Below are 12859 nucleotides of genomic sequence, written 5' to 3'. Positions count from 1 at the left end.
CGCTCAGTCGGCGACCACCATGGCCCAGTCGAACGCGGCGAGCCCGACCCGTTCGACGCGGGTTCCGGTCACGGCGTCGGTCCCGACGACGTCGACGGATGCCGCCGGGCCGCCGTGGTTCACGACCGTGACGAGCCGCCCGCGGCGGGCGACCTCGACGTGCTCCGGGAGCCCGGCGATGACGGGTTCGACGCCGGTCGCGGAGACCACGTGGTCCACGACGGACTGCACGCCCGCCTCGTCGGGGACGGTCGCGAGGTAGCGCGCGGTTCCGCCCGCCGCGCCGGCCGTGCGCGTCGTGAGCGCGGGGTCGCCGGCGCGCCGACCCGCGGTGAACGCCGCCTCGACGCGGGCATCACCGTCCACGAGGCGGACCTCCTCGGCGAGGAGCGTCCCCGTCCCGGCGAGCGCCGCGCGCCCGCCATCCGCCGCGCCACGGCCGTCGGCAGCGAACGGCGCGATCCGCTCGCCCGGCGTTCCCTCCGCGGCATCCGGCGCCACGAGCGCCCCGAAGTCCTCGATGCGGATGCCGCAGAGCGGGCCCAGCTGCGTCGCGAAGCCGCCGTCACGGAACCGGTCGACCTCGTCCACGACGTCGCTGAACGGCCCGACGAGCAGGTGACCGCCGCCCTCGACGAACGACGTGAGCGCGGCGGCATCCGCCTCGCGCACCAGGTAGAGGAGCGGGGCGATCGCGACGTCGTACCCCTCGCCGACCCGGGCGGCCGGCACGATGTCGACCTGCACGTGGCGGCGGTGGAGCGCGCGGTACCAGCGCTGGATCACCGCGAGGTAGTCGAGCGCGTTCTGCGGGTGGTCGGATGCCTCGACGGCCCACCAGTTCTCCCAGTCGAAGACCAGCGCGACGCGGGCGTCCCGAGCGGTCTCGTCGCCGCTCGGCAGTTCGGGCAGTGCGGCGAGCGTCTCGCCGAGCGCGACGACCTCGCGCCATGTGCGCGTCTCGGTGCCGGCGTGGGGCAGCATCGCGGAGTGGAACTTCTCGGCGCCTGCGCGCGACTGGCGCCACTGGAAGAAGAGGATGCCGTCGGCCCCGCGGCCGATCGCCTGCGCGCTGAGCGCGGCCATCTGCCCCGGCGCCTTCGGCGCGTTCGCCGGGCGCCAGTTCAGCGCGTTCGTCGCCTGCTCCATGAGGATCCACGGCACGTCGGGCTTCAGCGACCGCACGAGGTCGCGCTGGAAGGCCGCGGCGCGGAACGACTCGGGATCGTTCGGGTCGGGGTAGCAGTCGTCGCTGACGACATCCATGTGCTGCGCCCACTCGGCGTAGTTCGCCGGCTTGAACGCGCCCATGAAGTTCGTCGTGATCGGCTGCGTCGCGCCGGCCGCCCTGATGATCTCGCGCTCCAGCAGGTAGCACTCGAGCAGCATGTCGCTCGTGAACCGGCGGAAGTCGAGCTCCTGGCCGGGGTTGCGCGAGTACGGCGCCTTGCGGGGCGGGAGGACCTCGTCGAAGGACCGGTAGCGCTGCGACCAGAAGTCCGTGCCCCACGCCTCGTTCAGGGCCTGGATGTCTCCGTGGCGCTCCGCGAGCCAGCGGCGGAACGCGTCGCGCGCGGCATCCGAGTAGTCGGCGTTCAGGTGGCAGCCGTACTCGTTGTTCACGTGCCACATGACCACGGCGGGGTGCTGCGCGTACCGCTCGGCGATCGCGGTCACGAGTTCGCCTGCGAGGCGCCGGTACACCGGGGACGACGGGGCGAACTGCTGCCGGCTCCCGGGCCAGTAGGTGGCCCCGTCCTCGTCCTGCGGCAGCATCTCGGGGTAGGCGGCCGTGGCCCAGGGCGGCGGCGATGCGGTCGCGGTCGCGAGGTCGACCGCGATCCCGCCCTCGTGGAGGAGGTCGATGACCCGGTCGAGCCACTCGAAGTCGAACTCGCCCTCGCGCGGCTGGATCCTCGACCAGGCGAAGATGCCGAGGCTGACCATCGTGACGCCGGCCTCGCGCATGCGCGCGATGTCGTCGGGCCAGATGTCCTCCGGCCACTGCTCGGGGTTGTAGTCGGCGCCGTAGTGCACGTGGGCTCCTCGCGATGTCGTGGGTCTCGTCGGGGAATCATGCCGCCGGGGGTCGCTTCGCGACATCCGCTCGCCCTCGTCGGGTTCGCGTCGTCGCGGAACGACCCCCGCGGCACGGTGCGGCGGGTCAGCCCAGGATCACGCCCGCCTCCTGGAAGAACTGCTCGACCGCCTGGTCGACCGTGATCGCGCCGAGGCCGATCGACTTGCCGAGGTCCCAGAACGTCTGCTCGAGCGAGCCGTAGCCCACGACCGGCACGGGCGGGGCGTCGCCGATGCGGTCCGCGACCGAGTCGAGGTAGTCGGCGACCTGCGCGTCGACGCCCTCGAGGGTGGTGCCGGCGAGCTTCGTCTCCGAGGCCGGGAAGCCGAGCGTGGTGCCGAAGACCTCGCCGGCCTCCTCGCTGTTCACCACGAAGTCGAGCCAGAGCGCCGCGGCCTCGGGGTGCTCGGTGTCGGCCGAGATCGCCACCTGCAGGCCCGCCTGCCGGTAGAGGTCCTCGCCGCCGGCCTCGTCGACAGGCGGGGCCACGATGGTCACGGACTCGGCGCCCGAGTCAGCGAGGTAGCCGCCGAGGAAGTTGCTCCAGCTCGCCTCGCTCGCGGTGCGATTCGAGCCGAAGCCCGAGATCGGGGAGATCTCCTCGAGCTGCTGCTGCGGGATCGCGACGCCGTCGCGCGCGTCGGAGCCCGAGTTCCAGAAGTCGCGGAGCTCGTCCTCGGTGAAGCCGAGCTCGCCGTCCTCCGTGTAGAGGTTGCCGCCCTGCGCCCGCAGCACGTTCTCGAAGGTCTGGATGCGCTGGGTCATGTCGGTGCCGCCGTACACCTCGCCGCCGGTCGCCTCGGTCAGCTCGTTCATCCACTCGGTGTACTCCTCGTACGACGTGCCGCCCTCGTACGGCTCGACGCCCGCGTCGGCGATGAGCTTGTCGTTGAGGAAGACCGCCCAGGCCGAATAGCCCGTCGGGAGCGAGTACTGGGTGCCCTCGAGCTGGCCGGTCTGCTTGAGGCCGTCGTCGAACGCGTCGAAGTCGATGTAGTCGCCGACCGTCTCGAGGTCGAGCAGCAGGCCCGGCTCGGCGTACTCGCGGAGGTACGAGTCGGAGAACTGCCACACGTCGGGCAGGCCGCCGCCGGCGGCCTCGGTCTTGCGCTTCTCCCAGTACGAGGGGAAGTCGGTGAAGGTGCCGTCGATCGTGATGTCGGGGTGCTCGGCCTCGAACGCCTCGATGAGCCGGCCGTAGCGATCGGCGCGGTCGTCGTTGCCCCACCAGGTGAAGTTCAGCGTCACCGCCTCGTCGGGGTCGTACTCGCCGCCGCCGGCGTCGCCGCCGCCCGCGCAGCCGGTCATGGCGAGGGCTGCAGCCCCCGTGATCGCCGCTGCGGCCAGCCGGTGCCGGCGGTGCTTCCTCGTGAACATCGTCGTCCTCCGTGCTGGGGGTGTGGGGGTGGGCGCTGCTTCCGTGGACTCCTTGGGAAAGCGCTTCCCCGCACTGTAGCGTGCACCGTTCCCGTCGTCAACAGCGGAGCGAACGTGCCTGATCCGTCAGGACGCGAGCGCGGCGCCGCGGCCGGATCGTGGTTCGCCCCTGCATCGTCCGTCATCGACCATGGGCGGGGACGCCCCGACCCGCCTACGCTCACTGGTGTGAGTTCCCTGCACGGTCGCATCCAGCTGCCGGATCCCGCGTCGGCGGGCCGAGCCGACCTCGCCGCCGCCGGCCGACGCGGGGAGGTGAGCGCGGCGTGAGCGGTCGCTACCTCGGAACGCCGCTCGGCGGACGTCCGGACCCCGGCCTGACCGGCATCGTCCCCGAACACCTGCCGGATCGGCTGGCGATCTGCCTCTGGGACTTCTCCTGGATCACGCGAGCCGGCCGCGGCGAGCCGTTCGCGGACCTCGATCGTGCCATGGCGGAGACCGTCGACCGCGGCTACAACGCGGTCCGGATCTGCGCCGCTCCCCTGCTGGTCGCCGGCACGCTCGGGCTCGACGCGCTCGCACGCGACCTCGAGGTCGAGGGCCTCGGCTCCGCCCCGACGGGCGGGTACTACGGCCGGCGGACTCGCTGGTACGACGCACCGGGCGGGTACCGCCTCGACGTGCGCGCCCGCCTCTTCGAGCTCGTCGAGACGGCGATGCGGCACGGCGTTCGCGTCATCCTCTCCAGCTGGGAGTACCAGCAGACGCCCGCGTTCGCCGCTGATCCCGCGTGGTTCCGGGCGATCGATGCGGTGCCGCTCGACGAGCGCGACCAGGCGCTCGGCGACGCCTTCGATCGGCTCCTCGCCGAGCTCGAGTACGCCGGCCTCGGCGACGCGATCGCGTTCACCGAGCTGCACAACGAGTTCGACTTCTCGATCCTGCCGCCGATCGAACGCGGCGCCGAGGCGGTGCTCGGGTGGCTCGGCTCGCGCCATCCGGGCCGGCTGTTCACCGTGAGCTACGGCAAGCCGCCGCACCTGGCGATGCATCGCGTCTCCCGGGCGCTCGACGTCGCGCAGTTCCACGTGTATTCCTACGGCGTGCTCGACGCGCTGCAGCAGCGCATCGACATCCGCTCAGAGGGCACGGAGGGCTTCCCGAACGCCGATCTGCGCGCACTCCTCCGGGACGACGCACCGACGTTCGACGAGTACGGCCGGCCCGCCGATTGGAAACTCGACGCGACGGTGGTCACCGACCGGATGATCTACGGGTACGACTGGATCGACCCCGTGAAGTGGGACGGCTGGCTCTCCGAGCACCTCGAGCCCTACCGCGAGGTCATGCGGCGCGAGGTCGAGTCGCGGGTGATCGCCGTCGCCGAGTGGGCCAGGTGGCGCGAGGTGCCCGCCGTGATCGGCGAGGGCTGGGTCGGCTACACGCCGCGCGACGGCGGCTTCGAGGAGACCGGCTTCGGGCTCGAGCTCGCCGAGCACGGGATCCGCACCGCGCTCGCGAACGGCGTGTGGGGCGTCGTCGCCTGCTCGAACGCCGCGCCGCACCATCCGATGTGGGCCGACGTCGACTGGCAGCGCCGGATGACCGGGCTCGTCGCCGAGGCGGGCCGGTGACCGAGCGGATGCCGCTGCGCCTCGCCGCAGGCGAGCCGCGGTCGCCGCTCGCCCGGCCGCCGATGTCGAACGAACGCGACCGCCACGATCGCGTCGCACTCACGAACCGCCACGTCGAGGTCGACGGCCGGCCCGCGATCCCCGTCTCCGGCGAGCTGCACTACTCGCGCGTGCCGCGGGCGCACTGGCGCGAGCGGCTGCAGCTCATGCGCTCGGGCGGCGTCACGGTGGTCTCGACGTACGTCATCTGGATCCATCACGAGCCCGTCCGCGGCACCGTGGGGTTCTACGACGGGCTCGATCTCGCGGCGTTCGTGCGACTCGCCGCCGAGGTCGGGCTGGACGTGGTCGTCCGCATCGGGCCGTGGTGCCACGGCGAGGTCCGCGGCGGCGGCTTCCCCGACTGGGTGTCCGCGGCATCCGTCGCCCATCGCACCGACGACCCCGCCTACCTCGAGCTGGTGCGCGGATGGTTCGGGGCGATCGGCCGCGAACTGGCCCCGCTCTGCGGGCCTGACTCGCCGATCGTGGGCATCCAGGTCGAGAACGAGCTCATCGACCGGCCGGGGCACCTCGCGACGCTCGTCGACCTCGCCCGCGGGGCGGGGCTCTCGGCACCGATCTGGACGGCGACCGCGTGGGACGACGCCCGGCTGCCGGCCGACGTCGTGATGCCGGTGTTCGGCGGGTACGCCGACGGGTTCTGGGTCGACGCGGATGCGCCGTGGCCGTCGAGCTTCCGCGCGCACGTCCGGTTCTCGCACGACTGGGACGACCCGGGCATCGGGGCCGACGTGCGCGGGGCTCGGGAGGACGGGGCGGTCCCCGCCGACGGCGACGCCGCCCGCGCGTCCGACGGCGACGCCGCCCGGACGCCCGACGGCGACGCCGTCGACACCCCGCGCCGCGGCGCCGCGGCATCCGCCGACTTCCCCATCGCCACGTGCGAGCTCGGCGGCGGCATGGCGGCCGCGTACCACCGCCGACCACTGCCGACCGCGCTCGACCTCGCGACCGTCGCGAACGCCAAGCTCGGGTCGGGCTCGAACTGGCAGGGCTACTACATGTACGCCGGCGGGCTGAACCCCGGCGACGACCTGCAGGAGTCGCTCGCGACGGGCTACCCGAACGACCTGCCGCGATTCGACTACGACTTCCACGCGCCGATCGGCGCAGCGGGCCTGCTCGCACCGAGCCACGCGGCGCTGCGGATCCAGCACGCCGCCATCGCCGCCTTCGGCGACCGGCTCGCCCCGATGCCGTCGCGCCTGCCGGAGCGAATGCCCCGGGGCGACGACGATCGGGACACGCTCCGCTGGGCGGTCAGGTCCGAGGGCGATGCGGGCTTCCTGTTCATCGGCCACCACCAGCCCTTCGACGAGCTCGAGGCGGTGGACGGCGTGCGGTTCGAGATCGAGCTCGCCTCCCGCTCGACCGTCGTGCCCTCGGCCGCGCGGCCGCCGCTGACGATCCCGGCCGGCACCGTGGCGCGCTGGCCGCTCGGGCTGGCGCTCGGCGGCGCGGTCGTCGAGTGGGCGACCGCGTCGGTGCTGACGATGCTCGAGGCCGGACCCGCCGACGACGCGCCGACGCTCGTGCTCCTCGCGGAGGCGGGCATTCCGGCGACGCTCTCGGCGCGACCTGAGGGCGCGAGCATGCCGATGGTCCTCGACGCGAGCGCCGACGACCGCCCGAGCCTCCATCGTCTCCGCGACGACCGCACCGCCCTCGACGTGCTCATCCTGCCCGCCGCCTGGGCGGACGAGGTGTGGGTGCTCGACGCCCCGTCGGGTGAGCGGATGCTGCTGCGCTCGCGCTCCCCGCTCTGGGTCGACGGCGGCGTGCTCGCCGCCCGATCCGACCGCCCGCCCGTCGTCGGGCGCTACCGTCCGACCGACGGCGGCTTCACGGAGGTCGCCTTCGACGGGATGGAGGCGGAGCGCCTCCCGGTGCGGCACACCGTGGTCGTCCGGTGGGACCCGATCCGGACCCGCGCGGCCTTCGGCGGCGAACCCGCGCGCCGGGCGGCTCCGACCGCCGACGACCTCGACCGGCTCGCGGTGCGGATCCCGCTCGCGGGCCTCGGCGGGCCCGAGACCGGCGTCATGCGGACGCTCCTCGTGGAGTGGGCGGGCGACGTCGCGACGCTCGAGGTCGACGGCCGCACGGTCGCGGACCGCTTCTGGGACGGCACGCCCTGGCTCGTCGACCTCGATGCCGCCCGCGTGGATTCCGGCTCCGCGGTGGAGCTCCGCATCCTCCAGCTCCACCCCGACGCCGAGATGCACCTCCCCGCGGCCGCCGCGGCCCGCCGCCGCGCCCACGAGGGCCCGCTCGGCTCGCTCGACCGACTCGCCGGCCTCCGCTCGACCGTCTGGCGCGCCATCCGCTGACGCACGTCACGCGAACACGAGCAGCGTCTCGATTCGAGTGGGCCCGGTCAGGCGGGCAGCGGCACCACGAGCACCGGCGAGCCGTCGGCGGCGCGAGCCGCGGCATCCGGTCCGTCGGCCACCACGACGACGCGCTCGGGCGTCCGCCAGGCGCGCCACCACGGCGCATCCGTCACGTCGACCTCGACCTCGCCCTCGGCGAGCATCGAGCGGTCGAGCGTGTGCGGCTTGACGGCCGTGAGCCACGGTGCGACGCCCTCGAGCGTGCGGCGCTGCACCTCGGGCAGGCGACCGGACGCCTCGGGGCCGACGTTGAGCAGCAACCGCCCGCCGCGCGCGACGACGTCGGCCCAGAGCCGGGCGAGCTCGCGCGGCGACAGGGTGAGCGCGGCGTCCTCCACCCGGTTGAACCCGAAGGAGAAGCCGAGGCCCCGGCAGTGCTCCCAGCCGACGGATGCCTCGTGGTGGCTGTCGTGGTCGTACTCGCTCGTGCGGTAGTCCCACACGTCGGCGCCCCACCTGTCGTTCACGATGCCGTCCGGCACGACCGCGCGATAGTGCCCGAGCAACGCGTCGACCGAGTGGGGGCCCGGTCGCTTCGCGGCATCCGGCCAGTCGATGTCGTTCCAGATGAGGTCGGGGCGGAAGCGATCGATCAGGTCGGTCACGTGCCGGTGGGCGTAGGCGGCGTAGGCGGCGTCCGTCGGGCGGATCCTCGCCACGTCCTCGCTCGAGCGGAGCGGCGGCAGGTCGGCGAACGCCCAGTCCAGCCCGCCCGAGTAGTAGACGCCGAAGCGCAGGCCTTCGCCGCGCACGGCCTCGGCGAGGGGCGCGACGAGGTCCCGACCGGGGCCGCGCGCCACGGTCGTCAGGTCGCCCGAGCCGGGCGCATCCCAGAGCGCGAGGCCGTCGTGGTGCTTGGTCGTCGGGACGACGTAGTCGGCGCCGATCGACGCGAACAGGCGCGCCCAGTCGGCGGGGTCGTACGCCTCGGCGCGCCACTCGTCGAGGAAGGCCTCGTACGGCCGGCCCCCGTGCTCGCGGGCGTGGTGCAGCGCCGCGGGCGATCCCTCGAGCCGGATCGTGTTCGCGTACCACTCGGCGTAGGCGTTGTGCGCGAACCACTCGTCGTCGGGCACCGCGCCGAGTGCTCCGGTCGGCTCGGCCCAGGCGGGCACCGAGTAGGCGCCCCAGTGCACGAAGATACCGAGGCTCGCGTCGCGCGCCCACTGCGGCAGCGGCCGCCCCGACGCATTCACTCGGCGCCGTCGGAGGTCTCGGCGCCCCGCTCGTCGCGCCCGCCGCCGTCTGCGCCGGTGTCGCCGCGCCCGCGCCGCCGCGGCCGCTCGGGCACGGCGACGATCGCGAGCGCCACGCATCCGAGCGCCGGCACGATGAGCGGGAACAACTGCCAGGTCACGACGACCGCGAACACGGCCGATGCCACGAGGTATGCGGCCCCGACCGGGTCGCCGGTCACCGAGCGCGGCGCGGCGCGCAGGGCACCGAGCCAGCCGAGCCGCGGCGTCCAGAGTCCGGCGGCCGTGAACAGCGCGAGCGCGACGGCGGCGAGGCCGAGCCATCCGACCGCCGCGACGACCGGGCCGCCGGGCAGCGCGCCGCTGTTCGCGAGGTCGATGTCGAGCAGCAGCACCAGCACGAGCACGACGGATGCCGCGCCCACGCCGATCCCGCCGACCAGACCCGCTCGGAGGTCGCTCCAGAACATCCCGAGCCGCGAGTCCTCCGCGAGGAGGTACCGCCGCAGGTGCCGCACCCCCGCCGCGAGCGCGGCGGGCAGCGTGACGACCGGGATCGAGACGAGCGCGACGAGGACGCCCACGAGCAGGACCTCGCCGAGCAGCCCGAACGCGCTCGTCGCACCCGGGAAGCGCGCGGGGGCCGCGCCCGAGCGGACCGGGCCGGAGCCCGACCGCTCGGCGCGACGCGCGGCGCGATCCGTGCGACCGCCTGCCCGAGACATCCGTTCGCTCCTAGCCCTTGAGTCCTTGGGTGGCGACGCCGTCGACGAGGAAGCGCTGGAAGACGATGAAGAAGATGAGGATCGGCAGCAGGGCCAGGAACGACACCGCGACCGTCGCGCCGTAGTCCGACGTGGAGGTCTGGTCGTTGTAGAGGCGCAGCGCCACCGGCAGCGGGTACTCCTCGGGACTGTTGATGTAGAGCAGGGGCCCGAGGAAGTCGTTCCACGTCCAGATGAACGTGAAGATCGCGCTGGTGATCAGGGCGGGCTTGATCAGCGGGAGGATGATCGAGAAGAACGTGCGCCAGTGGCCGGCGCCGTCGATGCGGGCCGCCTCGTCCATGTCGCGCGGGATGTTGCGGATGAACTGCACGATCAGGAACACGAAGAACGCCTCGGTCGCGAGGAACTTCGGCAGGATCAGCGGCCAGTACGTGTCCACGAGCTCGAGCTTCTGGAACATGATGTACTGCGGGATGATCACGACGTGGAACGGCAGCAGGAGCGTGCCGATCATCGCCGCGAACAGGATCCCGACGCCCTTGAACTGGACGCGGGCGAACGCGTAGGCGGCGAGCGCCGACGAGAACAGGGTGCCGATCACGGCCATCACGGCGATGAAGGTCGAGTTCGCGAAGAACCGCCACAGCGGCACGCCCGCGATGCCCTCGAGCACCTTGAAGTAGTTGTCGATCGTGGGGTTGTCGGGGATCAGGCCCGGGTTCTGGCCGAACTCGCTGGAGGGCTTGAACGTCGCGACGAACAACCACACCAGGGGGTAGAGCACGATCGCGGTCAGGGCGGCCAGCACGACGAACCAGATGATCGTGTTGATCGTCTTGCGCTTGATGCGGCTCCGGCCGTTGTCGCCGCGCTCCTGGAGCTCGACCTCGAGGAACTCGGCCCGGGGCTGCTCGATGGTGGAGGTGCTCATCGGTTGTCTCCCGCGTAGTGGACCCACGACTTCTGGGTCTTGAAGAGGATGGCGGCGATGATCGCGACGACGATCACGAGGACCCACGCCATCGCGGCCGCGTAGCCCATCTGCAGGTCGGCGAAGCCGCGCTTGTAGAGGTAGACGGTGTAGAAGTTCGTCATGCCGGCCGGTCCGCCGGACCCGTTGGAGATGATGTACGCCGACGCGAACACCTGGAACGCGTTGATCAGCTCCAGGAGCAGGTTGAAGAAGATGACGCTCGAGAGCATCGGGAACGTCACCGACCGGAACTTTCGGATCGGGCCCGCCCCGTCGACCTCGGCCGCCTCGTAGAGCTCCTTGGGCACCTGCTTCAGGCCGGCGAGGAAGATCACCATCGGGGCGCCGAACTGCCACACGGCGAGCAGGATCATCATCGGCAGCACCAGGGCGACGTTCCCCACCCAGCCGCCGATCTCGATCCCGAAGAACGAGAGCGTGTTGTCGACCGGGCCGTCGGTGGAGAACATCGCGCGCCACACGATCGCGACCGAGACCGACGCGCCGATCAGCGACGGGGCGTAGAACGAGGACCGGAAGAACGTGGACCCGCGGTCGCGGTAGTTCAGCAGCATCGCCACCGCGAGCGCCGCGGCCAGCTTGATCGGGGTGCCGACCAGCACGTAGACGAGGGTGATCTGCACCGACTGGATGTACTGCGGGTCCTCCGTGAACATGCGCACGAAGTTGTCCAGGCCGACCCACTCGGGTTCGGTGAACAGGTTGTACTTCGTGAACGCGAGGTACAGCGAGTAGATCATCGGCCCGAGGGTCAGGCCGAGGAAGCCGATCATCCACGGGAGGAGGAAGGTGTAGCCCGTCGCCGTCTCGCGGCGGTTGCGGAGCTTGAGTCCGTGCCGCGTCGGGGTGTCGGGGCCGCGACGGCCGAGGAGGCGCGGGCGGCCTTCCTTGTCGGCCGTGACGATCGCTCTCGTCAGGGTGGTGCTCATGGTCTCTCTCCCGGGTTCCGTGCCGAGGGTACTCGGGTCCGGGCCGTGCGGCCCGGACCCGGGCGATCCCTACTGGTTGAGGACGACGTCCATCTCCGCGAAGAACTGCTCCACGGCCTCGTCCACGGTGAGGGTGCCGAAGCCGAGCTCGGTGCCGAGCAGGCGGAACTTCTCCTCGAGGGTGCCGTAGCCGACGATCGGCACGGGCGGGGCGTCGCCGAGGCGGTCGGCGATGGACTCCTCGTAGTCGGCGATCTGCTGACCGAGCGGGTCGAGTTCCGCGCCCTCGAGCTGGGTCTCCGACGCAGGGATGCCTCGGTTGGTACCGAAGGCCTCGCCGACCTCGGGCGCGTTCACGAGGTAGTTCAGGAGCGTCGCGGCCGCCTCCGGGTGTTCCGTGGTGGAGGCGATGGAGTGCAGCATGGACGGCTTGAGGTAGAGGTCCTGCGCACCCTCCTCGGTCACCGGCGGAGCGACGAGGCCGAGTTCGGTGAAGCCCTCGCCGAGGTTGCCCAGGTAGCCGGCGCCGAAGTTGTCCCACGTCAGCTCACTCGCCGTGAGCGCGGAGTCGAAGCCCGAGAGCGGGTAGGTCTCCTCCAGGCGCTGCTGGGTGATCACGGTGCCGTCCTCGCGGATCTCGGAGCCCTGCTCCCAGAACGCGGCGAGGTCCTCCTCGGTGAAGTTGGGTTCGCCCTCCTCGGTGAAGAGGTCCTCGCCCTTGGCGCGCTGCTGCACCTCGAAGTTCTGGATGCGGCCGGTCCAGTCCGTGCCGCCCCAGAGGTCGCCGCCTCCGGCCTCGGTCACCTCGGCCATCCAGTCGTTGTAGTCCTCCCAGCTTCCGCCGGCGAACTCGTCGACGCCGGCCTCCTCGAGCAGCTTCGGGTTGGTGTACATGCCCCAGGCGTTCGTGGAGGTCGGGATGCCGGTGGTCTCGCCGTTCACGACGCCGATGCCGAGGATGTTCTCGCTCAGCGGCTCGGTGTCGATGATGTTGCCGAGATACGGCTCGAGGTCGAGGAGCAGGCCGTTCTCGGAGTACTGGCGCAGGTACGAGTAGTCGAACTGCATGACGTCGGGCAGTCCGCCACCGGCGGCCTCGGTCTGGCGCTTCTCCCAGAATTCGGGGAAGCCCAGGAAGGAGGAGTTGACCGTGATGTTCGGGTACTCCTCGTTGAACGCCGCGATCGCCTGCTCGTACATCTCGGCGCGGACGTCGTTGCCCCAGAAGGCGAAGTTGAGCGTGACCTCCTCGTCGGGGTCGTAGGTCGCCGCGGGCTCGTCGCCTCCGCCGGCGCAGCCCGTGAGCACGAGCGCCGCGCTGGCTGTGGCCGCGACGGCGGCGAGCGCCGCGCGGCGGGTACGGATCTTGAACATCGTTGTCCTCCCGGAAACGTCTCTGTCTGCCTGGTGCAATGCGCTGCGCTGGGAAAGCGCTTCCCCAAATGTAGCCCCATCGGCCCGC

Annotated in this window: 9 protein-coding genes; 2 read left to right on the top strand and 7 right to left on the bottom strand. The window is 72.0% G+C overall.

Annotated elements, in window-relative coordinates; translation table 11 throughout:
* Window positions 1-3: 3 nt before the first annotated feature.
* Window positions 4-2037, bottom strand: a complete 2034-nt coding sequence (locus tag ACULK2_RS05150) for a beta-galactosidase (RefSeq protein ID WP_445970360.1) — start codon at window positions 2035-2037, stop codon at window positions 4-6.
* 127 nt (window positions 2038-2164) lie between these two features.
* A complete protein-coding gene (locus ACULK2_RS05145) occupies window positions 2165-3457 on the bottom strand; it encodes an ABC transporter substrate-binding protein (RefSeq protein WP_445970361.1) in 1293 nt (430 codons plus the stop codon).
* 326 nt (window positions 3458-3783) lie between these two features.
* On the opposite strand from ACULK2_RS05145, the gene ACULK2_RS05140 reads away from it, so the two are divergent.
* Entirely contained in the window at window positions 3784-5094 is a 1311-nt protein-coding gene (locus ACULK2_RS05140) for a cellulase-like family protein (RefSeq protein ID WP_445970362.1), read from the top strand.
* Window positions 5091-7487 carry a beta-galactosidase gene (locus tag ACULK2_RS05135; RefSeq protein WP_445970363.1) on the top strand — a complete coding sequence of 799 codons (2397 nt, stop codon included), beginning with the start codon at window positions 5091-5093 and terminating at the stop codon, window positions 7485-7487. Before ACULK2_RS05140 ends, ACULK2_RS05135 begins: the two co-directional genes overlap by 4 nt.
* 47 nt (window positions 7488-7534) lie before the next feature.
* Here ACULK2_RS05135 and ACULK2_RS05130 read toward each other — a convergent pair whose 3' ends face one another.
* The 5 genes from ACULK2_RS05130 to ACULK2_RS05110 form a co-directional block, all read right to left on the bottom strand.
* On the bottom strand, window positions 7535-8746 hold the full coding sequence (locus tag ACULK2_RS05130) for an alpha-L-fucosidase (RefSeq protein ID WP_445970364.1): 1212 nt from the start codon (window positions 8744-8746) through the stop codon (window positions 7535-7537).
* Window positions 8743-9471, bottom strand: coding sequence for a hypothetical protein (locus ACULK2_RS05125; RefSeq protein WP_445970365.1), 729 nt, complete (start codon window positions 9469-9471; stop codon window positions 8743-8745). The genes ACULK2_RS05130 and ACULK2_RS05125 overlap by 4 nt, the downstream gene beginning before the upstream one ends.
* A gap of 10 nt (window positions 9472-9481) precedes the next feature.
* Entirely contained in the window at window positions 9482-10405 is a 924-nt protein-coding gene (locus ACULK2_RS05120; RefSeq protein WP_445970366.1) for a carbohydrate ABC transporter permease, read from the bottom strand.
* Window positions 10402-11397, bottom strand: coding sequence for a carbohydrate ABC transporter permease (locus ACULK2_RS05115; protein ID WP_445970367.1), 996 nt, complete (start codon window positions 11395-11397; stop codon window positions 10402-10404). The genes ACULK2_RS05120 and ACULK2_RS05115 overlap by 4 nt, the downstream gene beginning before the upstream one ends.
* Window positions 11398-11466: 69 nt before the next feature.
* The gene (locus ACULK2_RS05110; protein WP_445970368.1) at window positions 11467-12771 is read right to left on the bottom strand and encodes an ABC transporter substrate-binding protein; all 1305 of its coding nucleotides are present in this window, start codon (window positions 12769-12771) and stop codon (window positions 11467-11469) included.
* Window positions 12772-12859: the final 88 nt, after the last annotated feature.

This window comes from Agromyces molybdatiresistens (assembly GCF_052748445.2).
The sequence above is the reverse complement of the archived record's forward strand: the minus strand, read 5'-3'. Positions and strand labels throughout refer to the sequence as shown.